General features: G+C 69.1%; 18 protein-coding genes. 10 read left to right on the forward strand and 8 right to left on the reverse strand.

Going from position 1 to position 15,236, the window contains the following annotated elements; translation table 11 throughout:
• The first annotated feature begins 495 nt into the window (after nucleotides 1-495).
• Together AB0I69_RS36900 and AB0I69_RS36905 are read left to right on the forward strand one after the other, a co-directional pair.
• Entirely contained in the window at nucleotides 496-1,839 is a 1,344-nt protein-coding gene (locus tag AB0I69_RS36900) for an aminomethyl transferase family protein (protein WP_363100097.1), read from the forward strand.
• 160 nt (nucleotides 1,840-1,999) lie between these two features.
• Nucleotides 2,000-2,143 (forward strand): hypothetical protein, encoded by a 144-nt coding sequence (locus AB0I69_RS36905; protein WP_363100098.1) that lies wholly within the window; start codon nucleotides 2,000-2,002, stop codon nucleotides 2,141-2,143.
• A gap of 103 nt (nucleotides 2,144-2,246) precedes the next feature.
• Here the strand turns inward: AB0I69_RS36905 and AB0I69_RS36910 are convergent, their stop codons facing one another.
• From AB0I69_RS36910 to AB0I69_RS36920, 3 genes are all read right to left on the reverse strand, one after another.
• Nucleotides 2,247-3,092 carry an MOSC N-terminal beta barrel domain-containing protein gene (locus tag AB0I69_RS36910; protein ID WP_363100099.1) on the reverse strand — a complete coding sequence of 282 codons (846 nt, stop codon included), beginning with the start codon at nucleotides 3,090-3,092 and terminating at the stop codon, nucleotides 2,247-2,249.
• Nucleotides 3,093-3,157: 65 nt separating this feature from the next.
• The gene (locus AB0I69_RS36915) at nucleotides 3,158-3,847 is read right to left on the reverse strand and encodes a M24 family metallopeptidase (RefSeq protein ID WP_363100100.1); all 690 of its coding nucleotides are present in this window, start codon (nucleotides 3,845-3,847) and stop codon (nucleotides 3,158-3,160) included.
• Nucleotides 3,848-3,891: 44 nt separating this feature from the next.
• Nucleotides 3,892-5,190, reverse strand: a complete 1,299-nt coding sequence (locus tag AB0I69_RS36920) for a methyltransferase domain-containing protein (protein ID WP_363100101.1) — start codon at nucleotides 5,188-5,190, stop codon at nucleotides 3,892-3,894.
• Between the two features lie 323 nt (nucleotides 5,191-5,513).
• On the opposite strand from AB0I69_RS36920, the gene AB0I69_RS36925 reads away from it, so the two are divergent.
• The 4 genes from AB0I69_RS36925 to AB0I69_RS36940 all read left to right on the forward strand — a co-directional run bounded on the left by AB0I69_RS36925 (nucleotide 5,514) and on the right by AB0I69_RS36940 (nucleotide 8,588).
• On the forward strand, nucleotides 5,514-5,933 hold the full coding sequence (locus tag AB0I69_RS36925) for a TOBE domain-containing protein (RefSeq protein ID WP_363100102.1): 420 nt from the start codon (nucleotides 5,514-5,516) through the stop codon (nucleotides 5,931-5,933).
• Between the two features lie 297 nt (nucleotides 5,934-6,230).
• Complete coding sequence (locus AB0I69_RS36930; RefSeq protein WP_363100103.1) at nucleotides 6,231-6,875, forward strand: molybdopterin-dependent oxidoreductase; 645 nt, start codon at nucleotides 6,231-6,233, stop codon at nucleotides 6,873-6,875.
• A gap of 87 nt (nucleotides 6,876-6,962) precedes the next feature.
• Nucleotides 6,963-7,928, forward strand: a complete 966-nt coding sequence (locus AB0I69_RS36935; protein WP_363100150.1) for an alpha/beta hydrolase — start codon at nucleotides 6,963-6,965, stop codon at nucleotides 7,926-7,928.
• A 108-nt stretch (nucleotides 7,929-8,036) separates the two neighbouring features.
• Nucleotides 8,037-8,588: a YciI family protein gene (locus tag AB0I69_RS36940; RefSeq protein ID WP_363100104.1), complete on the forward strand. Its 552-nt coding sequence runs from the start codon at nucleotides 8,037-8,039 to the stop codon at nucleotides 8,586-8,588.
• A 127-nt stretch (nucleotides 8,589-8,715) separates the two neighbouring features.
• Here AB0I69_RS36940 and AB0I69_RS36945 read toward each other — a convergent pair whose 3' ends face one another.
• From AB0I69_RS36945 to AB0I69_RS36965, 5 genes are all read right to left on the reverse strand, one after another.
• The gene (locus tag AB0I69_RS36945; RefSeq protein WP_363100105.1) at nucleotides 8,716-9,729 is read right to left on the reverse strand and encodes a toluene hydroxylase; all 1,014 of its coding nucleotides are present in this window, start codon (nucleotides 9,727-9,729) and stop codon (nucleotides 8,716-8,718) included.
• A gap of 62 nt (nucleotides 9,730-9,791) precedes the next feature.
• Nucleotides 9,792-10,106 (reverse strand): MmoB/DmpM family protein, encoded by a 315-nt coding sequence (locus tag AB0I69_RS36950; RefSeq protein ID WP_363100106.1) that lies wholly within the window; start codon nucleotides 10,104-10,106, stop codon nucleotides 9,792-9,794.
• Nucleotides 10,103-10,453, reverse strand: coding sequence for a Rieske 2Fe-2S domain-containing protein (locus AB0I69_RS36955; protein WP_363100107.1), 351 nt, complete (start codon nucleotides 10,451-10,453; stop codon nucleotides 10,103-10,105). The genes AB0I69_RS36950 and AB0I69_RS36955 overlap by 4 nt, the downstream gene beginning before the upstream one ends.
• A complete protein-coding gene (locus tag AB0I69_RS36960) occupies nucleotides 10,446-10,700 on the reverse strand; it encodes a toluene-4-monooxygenase system B family protein (RefSeq protein WP_363100108.1) in 255 nt (84 codons plus the stop codon). The genes AB0I69_RS36955 and AB0I69_RS36960 overlap by 8 nt, the downstream gene beginning before the upstream one ends.
• 14 nt (nucleotides 10,701-10,714) lie before the next feature.
• On the reverse strand, nucleotides 10,715-12,199 hold the full coding sequence (locus tag AB0I69_RS36965) for a toluene monooxygenase (RefSeq protein ID WP_363100109.1): 1,485 nt from the start codon (nucleotides 12,197-12,199) through the stop codon (nucleotides 10,715-10,717).
• A gap of 208 nt (nucleotides 12,200-12,407) precedes the next feature.
• Here AB0I69_RS36965 and AB0I69_RS36970 point away from each other — a divergent pair, with 208 nt between their 5' ends.
• From AB0I69_RS36970 to AB0I69_RS36985, 4 genes are all read left to right on the forward strand, one after another.
• A complete protein-coding gene (locus tag AB0I69_RS36970) occupies nucleotides 12,408-14,360 on the forward strand; it encodes a Xaa-Pro dipeptidyl-peptidase (protein ID WP_363100110.1) in 1,953 nt (650 codons plus the stop codon).
• 108 nt (nucleotides 14,361-14,468) lie between these two features.
• Entirely contained in the window at nucleotides 14,469-14,732 is a 264-nt protein-coding gene (locus AB0I69_RS36975) for a hypothetical protein (RefSeq protein ID WP_363100111.1), read from the forward strand.
• Nucleotides 14,729-14,917: a hypothetical protein gene (locus AB0I69_RS36980; RefSeq protein WP_363100112.1), complete on the forward strand. Its 189-nt coding sequence runs from the start codon at nucleotides 14,729-14,731 to the stop codon at nucleotides 14,915-14,917. Before AB0I69_RS36975 ends, AB0I69_RS36980 begins: the two co-directional genes overlap by 4 nt.
• Entirely contained in the window at nucleotides 14,866-15,087 is a 222-nt protein-coding gene (locus tag AB0I69_RS36985) for an integrase core domain-containing protein (RefSeq protein WP_363100151.1), read from the forward strand. The genes AB0I69_RS36980 and AB0I69_RS36985 overlap by 52 nt, the downstream gene beginning before the upstream one ends.
• The last annotated feature ends 149 nt before the right edge of the window (nucleotides 15,088-15,236 follow it).

The raw sequence follows: 15,236 nt of genomic DNA on the forward strand, positions 1-15,236 counted from the left end.
CGCCACTCCTCAAGACACGGTCAGTCGTAGTCCCTTATAACCATGAGTTCCGACAGCGTCGGTTCCTGTGCCTCGAATACGCCGCGCACGTCCCTGTCTCCACTGACGCCGAAGACCTCCTGAACGCCTCGGCGAAGACCAGCGCCCGCCGGGTTGTGCATGGGGTCCAGGGCACCCGTCGGGACTCCCGCGCGACGCCATCCGCCCCGGGGACGAAACAGTCCGGGCCCCCTCATGAACCCTCAGGAAAATCCGCGCCCCGGCTCTTGAGCACACCACGAGTGTACCGTACCGTACAGTTCACATCGCCGACGGAGACTTCCCCCTCCTTCGGCGTGCCCGCCCGTACGTGCTGTACCCATCAGCCGTGACACCCCGAGCCGGGTCACTCACGACGCCAGGCGCCGCAAACGGCTTCGCCCCGCCGCCACAACGGCCGGCTCCAACGCCCTTGCCACCGCCTCACCTACGCATCGCGACGACATGGAGAAACCGATGGCACACCTCGAAGACCAACTCCAGGCGGCCGGAGGCCCGTTGGGCCTGCTGCGCAGCGGCCGTTCCGGTGCCTACCCGTTCCCGATCAAGGCCGAGTTCACCAACTGGCGTGACGAGCAGGAGAGTTGGCGCAACTCGGCGGCCCTGATGGACCTGTCCCACCACATGACCGACCTCACCGTCCAAGGACCCGACTGCTACCGGCTGTTGGCCGACGTCGGCGCCAACACCTTCCAGGGCTTCGGCCCGATGAAGGCCAAGCAGTTCATCGCGGTCAACCAGGACGGCTACATGATCGGCGACTGCATCCTCTTCTGCCTCGCCGACAACCACGTCCGCCTCGTCGGCCGCCCGCCGGCCCTCAACTGGGTCCAGTTCCATGCCGAGACCGGCGGCTACGACGTCACCCTGCGCCGCGACGAGCGCACCGCGCAGAATCCCAACGGCCGCGAGTTCTTCCGACTCCAGCTCCAGGGCCCGCATGCCTCGGCGATCTTCGAGAACGTCAACGGCGGCCCCATGCCCGACATCCCGTTCTTCAGCATGGGCAAGTTCAGCATCGGCAAGCACGAGGTCACCGCCCTCAACCACCGTATGTCGGGCTTCCCCGGGCTGGAGTTCTTCGGCCCCTACGAACACATCGACGACGTCCGCGACGCCATCCTGGAAGCCGGCGAGCCCTTCGGAGTCCGTCAGATCGGCGCCCGCGCCTACGCTTCCGTGGCCACCGAGTCCGGCTGGATCGCCAACACCGTCCCCGCCGTGTACTCGGGCGACAGCATGAAGACCTACCGCGAATGGCTCGGCGTCAGGACCTTCGAGGCCAACCTCTCCCTCGGCGGCAGCTTCGCCTCCGACCGCGTCGAGGACTACTACGTCACCCCCTGGGACCTCGGCTACGGACACATCCTCAAGTTCGACCACGACTTCATCGGCCGCGAGGCCCTGGAGCGCCTGAAGGGCGAGAAGCACCGCCGCAAGGCATGGCTCGCCTGGCACCGCGACGACGTCGCCCGCGTCTTCGCCTCCCAGTACGAACAGGGCGACCGGCGCTTCAAGCACATCGAGATGCCCGCCGCCTTCTACGCCGCCTCCCAGTTCGACCGCGTCGAGAGCAACGGCCGGCTCGTCGGCATCTCGACGCTGTGCAGCTACACCTCCAACGTCCGCGGCTGGATCTCCGTCGTCATGGTCGACGACGACGTCCACTACGGACAGCAGGTCGAACTGGTCTGGGGCGAGCCCGACGGCGGCTCCGCCAACCCCACCGTCGAACGCCACTCCCAGACCACCATCCGCGCAACCGTCACCCGCAGGCCCTTCGCCGGCGACAAACGCTGACACCGACCGGCTACGGCATCTCCCCCGCTCCCGGCGGGGCACCAGGCAGGCGGCTCCCGCCTGGTGCCCCGCCCGCACCACACCCCGCTCCCCACGCGCACAACCGCGCGAGCACTCGCCCCGACGCGGAGATACGCACGCCGTGGAAGTCGGTGGTCAAGTGGTCCAGGATCAGACCGGCGACGGCAAGGCCCTCGAACGGGTCTTCCACCAGGCCGCGTTCTGCTCGATCCAGCGCGATGTCACCTCGCGGACCTTCTACGACCGCAGACGATCGGAGGGCAAGCGGCACCATCAGGCCTGATCGCCCTGGCCCGACGCAAGGTGAACGTCCTCTACACCATCCGGCGCGATCGCCAGCCCTACCGGGCCCGGCCGCCTCTTCGTCTCGTGGCTTGAGAACAGCATTAGGCAGCCTCCTCCAACGCGATCGGGTCGCCCACCCGGACCGTCCCTGCCTCCAGGACGTCCAGGTACACGCCGACGCACGCCAGTCGGCCCAGGTCGAAGACCGGTATGCGGTGCTCCCGGGCGACCGCGCGCATGATGCCGGGGTCCGGCGGCAGTTCGTCATGGCCGAGGGTGGGGACCACACAGCGCGGTGTGGGCACCAGGACCCGGAACAGCGCCTCCCCCACCCGCAGGTGTGACCCCACCCAGGCGTCCTCCGGAAAGCCCGGCCCTCCAGGGGTGTTCACGACCAGGTTCGGCCGGAAGCGGCGGGCGTCGAAGTCCCCCGCCGGACATACGGTGCGCATCCGCTCCAGGGCGGCCGTGGTGACGAGATGGACCCGGCCGAAGTCGAAGAACGTCCCCGGGGCGACACCGCCCGTCGTGATGCTCTCCCCGGTGACGTCGACGGTTGCCGACTCCCGCGCGGCGTCCGGGACACCACCGTCGTACTCGGGTACGGCGCGTTCCAGTCTGCTGTCCTCCGGTACGACGGCCGAGAGGAACACCTGACGACCCATCAGCTTGGACAACTCCCCGTCCAGGTCCGGGTCTTCGACCGGGAGGGCGGTGCCGTCCGGCAGTACGACCCGGACCACGCCGGAGTCGTCCAGCCGGCTCCGGCAGCGCAGCAACTCACCCCATTTGCGCGGGTGTTTGGCGCTGCCCACCGCGCCCGTACCGTCGAGGACGGCGTACACCCGGTCCCCGGACAGCCCACTTTCCGTGACCGCCACGGCGCTCACGGCCTCCCCCAGCATCGACTTCACCGGATACCGGTACAGCGCCTCCACAGTCCCCATGGATCAACTATCGCGGCAGGTCCCGTGGAATCCCGGTCAATTTCGGAACACGGTCGCCGACAGGGTCAGAGGGTGAGCAGTTCCTCGTAGAAGCCGCCGAACCCGCGCTCGCGGTCGATCAGATGGATCTCCAGGATCCAGTGGCAGGTGCGGCCGGTCTTGTCGGTGCGGCGCATGGGGGTGGCGTTGTCGGGGGCGACGTACGACTCGACGTGAGCGCCCTCGATCGTCTCGTGCGGGAACTCACCGACCAGATGCCCGGCGTGCCAGCCGCCCAGTTCCCAACCCGCCTTGTCGGCAAGGCCTGCGACCTCGGCGTAGAGGCGTTCGCCGGTGATGTCCGGGGTGTTCTCGAAGAAGCTCTTCCCGGCCGCGAACATCTTGGGCAGGTCGTCGCGCAGTCGGTGCTTGACCGGGTCGTCGCCGAGGACGAAGGTCCGGCCGAAGTCGGCCTCGTACTCCTCGAAGATCGGCCCGAAGTCGGCGAACACGATGTCGTCCGCGCCGATCACCCGGTCCGGCGGGTTCTCCTTGTACGGCTTGAGCGTGTTCGGTCCCGAGCGCACGATCCGCTTGTGCCAGTGCCGGGTCGTGCCGAACATCTCGTTCGCGAGGTCGCGCACCCGGTCGCTGACCGCCCGCTCCCCCTCGCCGGGCGCCACGAGCCCGCGCTCCTCGATCTCCGTGAAGAGCAGTGCGGCCTTGGCCTGGGCATCGAGCAGGCGTGCGGCCCGCGTGGGTTCGTCATCAGCCATGCGGCGAACCTAGCCAGGTAGATCGTTCCCGGCAACGGTATTCCCTACGGCCGGCTCGCTTCACCCCGTGAGGCGACCCGTGACGCGCGGGCCAGGAAGTGGTGCGGTGCGTCCTCGTAGCAGGAGAGGTCCCAGCCTGCCGTCCGCAGGGCGGGGCGCAGGTTGGTCTCCGCGAGAGGGTCGTCCGGGTCGAGGGGGCGGCCGTGGCGGGCGGCGCGTTCGGCGCGGCCGGACGGGTGGAAGAGCAGCAACGTGCCGTCCGGGGCGGTGACTCGGGCCCATTCGCGCAGGGCCGTCGCGGGGTCGGGTACGTGGTTGACCAGGCCCGCGCTGAAGATGGCGTCCAGCGTCGCGGTCGGCAGCGGCAGTCGGCAGGCGTCGGCCAGCAGCAGGTGCCCGTCCTTGTCACGGCCTTCGCGGAGGGCGGCGGTGAGCATGGCGGGCGTGAGGTCGATGCCGAGGACGAGGCCCGTGTCGCCGACCTGTGCGCGGAGTGCGGGCAGCGCCCGGCCGGTTCCGCAGCCCAGGTCCAGGACACGGTGGCCGGGGCGCAGTTCCATCCGGTCGACGGCCGCCGCGTACCGGGGGCCGTCGCCCGTGAACCGTTCCTCCCAGGTGGCCGCCCGCCGGGTGAAGAAGGCGCGCGTGGCCGTCTGTTGGGCGCGCGCCGCGACGAAGGCGGCGAAGCGCTTGAACACGCCGTCACGGTGGCGGGCCAGCACGGCCAGTTCCGCGGGCGCGGACTCCACGACGCCGGGGGCGGTGGCCGCTTCCTCCGGGAAGGCGTCGGCGAAGGCACCGACCGCCGACTCGTCGGCCTCCAGGTGGAACTGCATGCCCCACGCCGAGCCGCCGATCCGGAACGCCTGCACCGGGTAGCGGTCGCAGGAGGCCAGCAGTGTCGCCCCGGCCGGCAGGTCCATCGTGTCGCCGTGCCAGTGCAGCACCCGCAGCCGCTCGGGAACGGTGGTGAACAGGGCGTCGGCGTGCGCGGCCTCCGTCATCCGTACGTCGGCCCAGCCGATCTGTGCACCATTGCCGGGCCGGGCCGCACCACCCGCCGCGACGGCCAGCAGCTGCGCGCCGAGGCAGACACCCAGCACGGGGATGTCGGCGTCCAACGCGGCGCGCAACAGGGCCAGTTCGGCGCTACGGCCGGGGAAGTCCTCGTAGGCGGCCATGGCTCCGCCCATCACCACGAGGCCCACCAGGTCGTCGGCCGTGTCCGGCATCCGGTCGCCCGCCCAGGTCCGGCAGACCCGAGTCGGCAGCCCGGCCGCCTCCAGCGCGGCGCCGAGGGCGTAGGGGCCTTCCTTCGGTGCGTGCTCCACGATCTGGATCACGGGCCACCACCTCCCGCACGACCGTACCCGGACGACGGCCTGATCGAAACGCGGATACGGGACGAAGGATCCGGATCGCCTTGCATTTGCCAGCTCATTTCCTTCACTGATCCAGCATGCGCGAACACCTTCGACGGAGCGGCGGGATTCCGCCGGTCGACGTCGCCGATCGCGAGTTCCTCCGATCTGCCAGGACGAAGCGAACTCCCAGGTGGCGGATGCGGTGGGGTCGGCGACGGGCGCGCCGGGAACGGCTAGCTTATGGACTCACAGTCAGCAACAAATCCGGCAATCCAGACCTTTTCTCTGTGAGGCGTTCCGTCATGAGCTTGAGCATCCGCAACCAGATTCCCGGCACCGTCACGGCCGTCACGCCGGGCGCGGTGATGGCGACCGTGAAGGTGCGCCTCGACGGCGGCCAGGACCTCACGGCGGCGATCACGCTGGAGGCGGTGAAGGACCTGGGGCTCGCCGAGGGCACTGCCGTACGCGCCATGATGAAGTCCACCGAGGTCGCGCTCGCCACCGGCCGGGTGGAGGGGCTGTCGATCCGCAACCAGTTGCCCGGCACGGTCAGCGATGTCGCCACCGGCGGGGCGATGGCCGTCGTCAAGGTCACGGTCGCCGGAGGCGAGCTGACCGCCGCGATCACCAAGGACGCGGTCGGTGACCTCGGCCTGGCGACCGGTTCGCCGGTCGTCGCCCTGATCAAGTCGACCGAAGTGTCCCTAGCCACCGTCTGACTCGGGTCCGTCCCGGTCAGGAGTTGATCGGCCCGGGCCCTTCGCGACGGACCCGGGCCTCGCGCCGCCCCCTGCCGTGCCGTGTCCTCCCGTTCGCCCATGATCGCGGCCCTCCCCGCTCGACGCGTCGGCTCCGGGAAACCCCCTGCTGGGCGAGGTGCCGCGACCTGAATGCCGGTGAGAGGCGACGCGTGCGCCCGCACCGGGACCCGCCCTCGGCCCCGTCGCGCGTGACCGCCTACGCTGCTCGGGGAAGGTGGCCGTAACCGGTGCACCGGCGAAGAAGGGACGTCCCGCGTGGCAAGCGACCGACAGGGCACAGCCGAGGCCGCCGCCGACGCGTCCCGCCGGATCCCGCCGGGCCAGCGCCATGTGCAGGGATGGCCTGTCTCGCACTACGGGCCGGTCCCCCGTTTCCGCGCCGAGCGCTGGAACCTCCGGGTCCACGGCGCCACCGCCGACGGCACCGAGCACAGCTGGACCTTCGACGAACTGGCTCCCCTGCCGCACGTCACGGTCGTCGCCGACCTGCACTGCGCGTCCGGCCCGACCTCCACCGACCACGAGTGGTACGGCATCCCCGCGACCGCTCTGCTGGCCCTGGTCCCGCCCGCGCCGGAGGTCACGCACGTCATGGCCTGGGCGGAGTACGGCTATTCCGCCAACCTCCGCCTGGCCGACTTCGCAGCCCCGCAGACCCTGCTGGCCACCCACCACAACGGCGAACCCCTCACCGCCGAACACGGCTTCCCGCTGCGCCTGGTGGTACCGCACCTGTACGGCTACAAGAGCCCCAAGTGGCTGCGCGCTGTCGAGTACCTCACCGAGGACCGCCGCGGCTTCTGGGAGGAGCGCGGCTACCACAACATCGCCGACCCCTGGAAAGAGCAGCGCTACTCCTACCAGGAGCAGGACGAGGACGGCACGGAACAGCACGACTGAGCGGCCGGGACCCCACCTCGGGGCCAAGACCCGCACCGCCGCCCGAAGATCACGACACGTAGGCTCGTCGCCATGGTTGCGCATCGAATGGTTGACGTGAACGGCGTCCGGCTGCACATCGCCGAGCAGGGCGAAGGCCCCCTGGTGGTGCTGCTGCACGGCTTCCCCGAGTCATGGCACTCCTGGCACCGCCAGATCGGCCCGCTGGCCGACGCGGGCTTCCGGGTGGTCGCCCCCGACCAGCGTGGATACGGCAGCAGCGACCATCCCGACGACGTCGACGCGTACACCATCTTTCATCTGGTCGGCGATGTCGTCGGCCTGATCCAGGCCTTGGGCGAGGAGAAGGCGTACGTCGTCGGACACGACTGGGGTGCGCCGGTCGCCTGGCACACCGCGTTGCTGCGGCCGGACATGGTGCTCGGGGTGGCCGGTCTGAGCGTGCCGCCGCCGCACCGGGGGACGCAGCGTCCGCTGGCCATGATGCAGGAGCTCTTCGGGGGCCGGTTCTACTGGAACTACTTCGACCGCCCCGGTGTCGCCGACGCCGAGTTCGCCAGGGACACCCGCACCACGCTCCGCAAGTTCCTCTACTCAGCCTCCGGTTCCGCCTCTCCCAGCGGCGAGATCATGCAGCCTCTCGTCGACCCCGAGAAGGGCTGGCTCGCGGCCATGGAGGATCCCGAGGTGCTGCCGGAGTGGCTCACCGAGGACGATCTCGACGTACTCACCGAGAGCTTCTCCAAGGGCTTCACCGGCGCCCTGAACTGGTACCGCAACCTCGACCGCAACTGGGACCTGACCGCGCCGTGGCGCAACGCCGTCGTCACCCGGCCCGCCCTGTACATCTACGGCGACCGCGACCTCGTCCCCGCCTTCCCCGGCGCGCGTGAACTCATCGAGCAGCTGCCGGACTTCATGCCCAGTCTGTTGCGCGCGCCCATCGAGCTGGCCGGCTGCGGGCACTGGACCCAGCAGGAACGCCCGGACGAGGTGAACGCGGCGCTCATCGAATTCCTGAAGGCATGCGAGCAGGGTGTCGGCGCCGGGTGAGGAACGAGGTCGGACCGGTCATGATCACCTGAACCGCATGACCTGGTCGGAGGGTCGGGCAGGGAAACCCGCTCGACCCGGCCACCTCCACGAGGAGATCCTTCAGACATGGAGTTCCTCTGCTACCACCGCGACCGGCCCGGCTCCCTGGCACTGCGCGACGAACTGCTGGAACAGCACTGGTCCTACATGGATCAGTACGCCAAGGAGATGATCGCCCGGGGCCCGACCCTCGCTGACGACGGCGACACCCCCACCGGCAGCGTGCACATCCTCGACCTGCCCGATCCGGCCGCCGCCCGCGCGTTCGCCTTCGACGAGCCGAACTACCAGGCCGGGGTCTACCGGGACGTGCTGCTGCGCCGGTGGCGCAACGCGCTGGGCCGCACCATGTGGGACTTCCCCGGCGGTCGGACCGGCGGCAACCGGTATCTGGTGATCGGCCTCGGCACCGGGCAGGCCGTGGACCTCGCGGTACCGCCCGGCCGGGACGAACTGATCGCGTACGGGCCGCTGTTGTCCGACGACGGTGCCACTTGGCTGGGCACGGCGGCGCTGCTCCGGGCACCGGACCCGGTGACGGCACGCGCCGTGCTGACCGAGGACCGGTACGCGGACGTCGAGGTGCACAACTGGCAGTTCGGCGGGCGTCCGTCCTGATCCGGGGATTGTCCCAACACCCCTTGCCGTACTACCCGTTGACCGGCCGGTCCGTCGAGGGTGAGTCGGCCGCACTGCTCGGCCGGATGGACGCCGCCTGGTCAACTGACGCCGGACTCCCCCGAGTTCACGCCGACGATGTCCGGGGGCGGGCCAACCCGCCGACTGACAGCAGTTGGTCCCATGTGTCCAGTGCCGTGGCCTCGATGTCCGGCCTGCCGATCAGCCGGGCGCCCGCGGCGGCCATGGCGGTGCCGTGTGCGGCCCAGGTGTCGAGGTGGCCCTGAAGGACCGCCCGGTTTCCGGGGTCCGCGTCGGAGAGGAACTCCAGCAGGGCCCGGGTCCAGCGGGCCGAGCGCTGGGCGTCCCGCCACAGGTCGTCGGTGATCAGGGAGTCGAGGGGTACGCCGACGGTGTCGAGGCGGCGGGCCAGACCGTGCAGGAGTACGGCGTCCGCGACGGGCTTGACGACCAGTTGGAACGCGACAAGGGCCAGGTCCCAGTCGTAGGCGACCAGCGCCTCCTCGACGGCCCGGCGGAACGGTTGCCAGTCCGGGTGGTTCTCCCAGGTCGTGCGTTCGGCGATGGTGAAGGCGCGGTCGGGGTGACTTCGGGCCAGCTGGGTGGTGCGGTAGGCGAGCAGTTGGACGCGGCGGAGCTGGTCGGCGGTCTGGAAGGCGGCGCAGGTGGCGATGTAGCTGCCGGGGGCGAGTTGTTGGAGGTAGGCGGAGAGCATCTGTTGCCCGTGCACCAGGTAGCGGGCGGGGGTGAAGGCCAGTGCCAGCAGGTCGAGTTGACGTGCCGTCAGGCGTTCGTCGTGCTGTTCCTTGTCGAAGCGTTCGAGCAGGCCCTCGACGTACGTCTCGCGGTCGTCCTGCATGGCCACATAACTGCCGTACGTCACCCGGTCGGGATCGCGGAAGGCGTCCCAGTCCGGCACGGTCAGGGCCATGCCGTCGCGGTGTTCGCGCAACCAGCGGTTGCCGTGCGCGTCGGGGGGCAGTTCCAGTGGGGTGGCGCCCATGGTGTGGTTCATGCCGTGGGTGAGGATCTCGTACTCGCTGGGGCGGCGGCCCAGGTCGCCGAAGGCGCTCCAGGTGCGCAGGCGGGTCGCGCGCTGCCGGTCGCGCTGCTGTGCCATGGCTTCTCCTGACTTCGTCACTGACTGCCTGGTCACTGTTTGCCTGGTCCCTGGCTGTCTCGTCACTCGCTGTGGAACCACAGGTATTCCTGCGACCGGGAGCGCATCCTTCCCTTGAAGGAGGGCATTTCGATCTCCAGGGCGGAGAGTGGGAAGGTCCCGCCGAGGTGTTCCTCCAGACTGCGCCGGGTCAGCCGGCACTCGTTGGGCGTGTGGACGCGTACGTAGTCGTCGCGGTCCACGACGTACACGTCACGGTCGGGGTTGTCGTCGGACACCGCCTCGATGACGGCGTCGGCCAGCGGCCCGGACCGCAGCACCGGGCCGACGAGGACGGGGTCGAGCGGGGCGTCGCTGTCCAGTTCGTAGACGGTCATGGAGTGGGTGCCGGCCTTTCGTCGGACGGGTGGCGGCTGACGTACACCTGGCCGTCGGCGACACGGGTGTCATGGCGTACGAGGCAGGAGCCGCGCGGGTTGATGCCCCGGCCGGTGCGCACGTCGAACTCCCACAGGTGGAAGGCGCAGGTCAGGACGGTGCCGTCGAGCTCTCCCTCGGCGAGGGACTGCCGTTGGTGCGGGCAGGTGCCCTGGTAGGCGAGGTAGTCGCCCTCGACGCGAAGCAGCAGGATCTCGGTGCCGTTGACCTCGAAGGGCTCCATCTCGCCGTCCCACAGGGCGTCCTGGGAAGCCACCGGCACATAGTCGGGGGCTTCCTCAGTCACGGAACCGCACGTCCAGCCATTGCAGGGGCAGCAGGGACAGTTCGCCGAGTGTCACCGCCGGGTCGATCTTCCGGTCGTCGAGGTACACGTCGTACGACGGGACGCCGGACGGAGCCGCCACCCGCCGCCCGACGCTGTGCACGGCCACCTTCTCCGCGACCGTGTCCATGGTGTCGTCGGTGTCGACGGCCACCAGGTGCGGAATGAAGTCGCCGACCAGCCTGCCGACGATGGGGAACAGTGCCATGTGGATGAATCCCCTTATGCCTTGGGCTCGTTGGCGTACTCGCGCGCCCAGCGGTAGCCGTCCGTGTCGTCGCCCATGACGTCCGGGGTGAGGCCCATCCATGCCAGTGCGCCGGGCAGGTCCATGGGTTGGATGTCGCCGCCGATGAACCGGTCGACGACCGTGCGGTGGCCCGCGTACCGCTCGGGTTCCTGCTCGAAGCACCACTTGGAGATCTCGCTGTCGAAGTGGTGGACACGGCCGTCCCGGACGAGGGAGACGGGGTTGAGCCGCTCGCGGGACATGGCGGTACCCAGAGGCAGTTGGGTGACGCTGCACAGGGCGGGGAGTGTCTCGGGGAGGGTGCGGTCGATGTGTCCGGCGTTGATGTTGCGGATGATCTCGTCCCAGAGGACGCCCCAATTCTCTTCCCATTGGGGGTACTTGTCGTTCAGCCAGGCCCGTTCGTCCTTCGACACACCGGCGCTGGTGTTCCAGAACAGGGTGGGCCGGTAGAACCACAGCCCCAGTTGCATCGCGTGCTGGCCGTTGTCCAGGGAGTACAGGAAGTCGTCCCAGTACCACGGGCGCTTCAACCCGTAGTCCTCCAGCACCCGTTCGTGCTGGTCGACGATCCATTCCAGCATGAACTCCTTGTAGGACATCTTCCGTTTGTCGAGCGGCGTGTAGTAGTCCATCGCCGGTCCGGTGAGGGTCTGGAAGACCCGGGAGGCGCGCCAGAACGCCACGTCCACGATCCGCTGCGCGCGTTGCGGATCGTGGGCCATCACCACTTCCAGGGTGGGGAAGCCCTGTTGGGCGTGGCGGGCCTCGTCGGTCTGGATGGAGGAGAGCAGGTTCGACCAGTTGACGTCGCCGGCGGCCATCGCGTCGGAGGCCAGCGCGACGAACTGGATGTTGCTGAAGCCGTGTTCGAGGGTCAGGTTGGAGGCGAGGCACGCCTCCACGCAGTCGGCGTTGAGCATGATGTCGTCGAAGAGGCTCTTCGCCGCGACGACCGCCCACTGGTTGGTGTGGTAGGCCTTCTGCGCCCAGTCGAAGCGGGTGTCGTGCTTCAGCAGGGCGTGTGAGAAGCGCAGGCTGAGCTGGGTGTGCCGGGTCTCGTCCAGCAGCCCGAACACGCCAAGGTTGCGCCATTTCGGGGAGGGGGCGAAGCGGCAGAAGCGGCTCTGCATGGTGACGGCCATGTACTCGACCATCGTGATCAGGCCCATGTGCATCTGCGAGGCGGCGACATGGGAGGCGGGTAACTGGTCGTAACTCCCCGCCCGCTGAAGGGCGTTGCTCACCGCCTTGACCCCGGACTCCTTCTCCCGCTGGACGCGCACGTAGTCCCGGTACGAGACACGGAACGGCTCCTCCCAGGCGTCCCACGCGTCCTCCGGGATGCCGTCGGCGCCGGTCCACTCCGCGGGAAAGGCGGCGGCACGGTCCACGTACGAAAAGGTCCAGTCGAGGTCGCGCGAGGTCTCGTACCAGTCGTCCTGGGTGAGAAGCATGCGGATCACATCCTGACGGATCGGTGCGCGGGCTGCCTCGTAGCCGCATTTTCCACCGGCATACCACCCACTGCCAGCAGAACGCGACACATGTCCGACATTCGCCCATGTTGCTGACGCAGCGTCAGTGTGGTTTAACGCGGAGCGACTTGACTGTTCTCGCCGACGTCAAGACAACCTCCAGCGGGGGCCGGTGCGTTACCCATGCGTGCACCCCAACATTTCCACGACCTCATCCCACGAACACCCTCCCCGGAGGCCGTTCGCGCTGTCGGCCCTCGTCGCGACCGCGACCGCCGCCCTGCTGGTCGGCTGCTCCTCCTCGGCAAGCCCCACGGTCACGCGGGCGGTCGGCACCACCTCGACGACTGCGGGGGCGTCGGCATCGACGGGTCCTTCCGGAGAGAGCAAGCCGGTCTACTCGTACAAGAAGGCCGTCCGGGAGACCGTCTGGGTCGACACCGGACGCGACGAGGACCGCGACGGGAAGAGCGACCGGCTGGCCGTCGACATCGTGCGCCCCGCCGAACCCGCCGCCGAGGGCCGCAAGATACCGGTCATCATGGAGGCCAGCCCCTACTACTCCTGCTGCGGCCGCGGCAACGAGAACCAGAAGAAGACCTACGACCCCCAGGGACACCCGGCCCGCTTCCCGCTCTTCTACGACAACTACTTCGTCCCGCGCGGCTACGCCTTCGTCGCCGTCGACCTCCCCGGCACCGGCCGCTCCGACGGCTGCACGGACGCCGGCGGACCCATCGACATCCAGTCCACGAAGACCGTCATCGACTGGCTCAACGGCCGTGCCCACGCCTACACCACGCACAGCGGCACCGCCCCTGCCCGGGCCACCTGGACCAACGGCAACACCGGCATGATCGGCAAGAGTTGGGACGGCAGCATCGCCAACGGGGTCGCCACCACCGGTGTGCAGGGCCTCAAGACGATCGTCCCGATCAGCTCGATCTCCTCCTGGTACGACGCCTACTTCTCCCAGGGAGCCGGGCTGGTCGGCAACGCGCCCACCCCCGGCGCCCTGATCCGCATGGTCGAGAGCGATGCCGTCGGCAAGCGCTGCGCCGCCGTGAACAAGCCGCTCAACGCCACGACGGTCAAATCCGGTGACTGGTCCCCGATCTGGGCCGAGCGGGACTACGTGACGCACGCGAAGAAGGTGAAGGCGAGCGTCTTCGTCGTACACGGCCAACAGGACCTCACGGTCCGCACCAAGGAATTCGGCCAGTGGTGGGACGCCCTCGCCGACAACGGCGTCGAGCGCAAGATCTGGCTCTCCCAGACCGGCCACGTCGACCCCTTCGACTACCGTCGCGGCGCCTGGGTGGACACCCTGCACCACTGGTTCGACCACGAACTCCTGGGCTACGACAACGGAATCGACCGCGCGCCGATGGCCGACATCGAACGAACCCCGGACCACTGGACGACGGACACGGTCTGGCCGCCGAAGTCCACAACTCCCGTGAGTCTCCTCCCCGTTCAGGGCTCGCAGGCGGGCGTGGGAACGCTCGGTACGAAGCCCGGAAGCGGGACCGAGACCTTCACCGACGCCACCGGCGAGTCCGAGATCGACTGGGCCGCGCACATCGACCAGGCGACCGGCGAGAAGGCCGGCTTCGTCACCGAACCGCTCACGAAACCGCTGCGCGTCTCCGGGGCCCCGACGGTGACCGTCACCGCCACCTCGACGACCGCGACCGCGAACCTGTCGGCGGTCCTCGTCGACCTGGGCCCGGCCACCATCCGCGACTACAACCCGGGTGGCCTGGGCATCACCACGGTCTCCGGAACGTCCTGCTGGGGCGAGAACTCGGCCCAGGACAGCGCCTGTTACAAGAAGACGGCGACCGACACCATGCACGTCACGAGCACCGTCTTCAGCCGGGACTGGGCCGCGCTCGGCACCGCCACCGACGCGCACAGGGTCCAACCGCTCACGCCCGGCAAGCCGTATCCCCTCACTCTCACGCTCGCGAGCGTCGACCACGTCGTCCCGGCCGGGCACCGGCTGGCCCTGATCGTCGCGGGCACCGACTGGGGCATCGCCGATCGTGCGGCGGACCGGCCGACGATCACCCTGGACCTGGCGCACACGTCCCTGCGACTGCCGGTCGTCGGGCAACCAGGTCTGCCCTCCACGTAGCCTCCCGGGCCGCAGCTCGCAGGGGCCCTGCTGGAAGCCGCTGTCTCCCAGCAGAGAGGCAGCCGGTCGTGGCACAGCCACCGGTCACCGGCGCATGCTGGCTGTCCGATGAACCACAACCGTCCCGGAACGGGCCCCCTCACCGTCACCGTCCTCGTCTTCCCGGGCGTCCGGCTGCTCGATGTGACCGGCCCGATCGAGGTGTTCGCGTCGGCCAACGAGTTCGGCGGGCGCTACCGGGTGCGGGTCGCGTCCGAGGACGGCGCCGCGGTGATCACCTCCGCCGGAACCCGCATCGGCGCCGACCGTATGTTCGCAACCGGTCCGGCTGGGCGTACGTGGCGTACGTCCTGGACGTGTACTCGCGGATGATCGTCGGCTGGCAGGTCGCGAACAACATGCGGACCGAACTGCCGTTTGCGGCCCTGGAAATGGCGTTGTGGAGACGCCGCATCAAGAAGGACTCCGGCCTCATTCATCACAGCACCCAGGGGTCGCAATATGTATCAATTCAGTATACCGAGAGGCCGTCCGGCATCGGGTCAAGGCCGAGCTGATCGAGATGCAGGGCCCGTGGAGGGACGTCGACCAGGTCGAGCGGGCGATCTTCCAGTGGGTCACGTGGTACGACGAGGAACTGCTCCACTCGGCCCTCGACTACGTACCGCCCGCCGAGTACGAACGCGACTGGTGGCGACAACAGGAAGCCGCCCCGCAGTACGCCTGAATCAAGATCACCGGACTCTACGAAACTCAGGGCAGCTCACTCTGCCGCTCCGGTAGGTCTCAAGCCAGTGGTCCGGGTGTTGGGGACGGTACCCGTCCGACAGGCAGATGCGCAGGCCCGGGCGAGCCGACTGAAGCCCAGCCAGGGAC

This window comes from Streptomyces sp. NPDC050508 (assembly GCF_040655155.1).
Classification (GTDB): Bacteria; Actinomycetota; Actinomycetes; order Streptomycetales; family Streptomycetaceae; genus Streptomyces.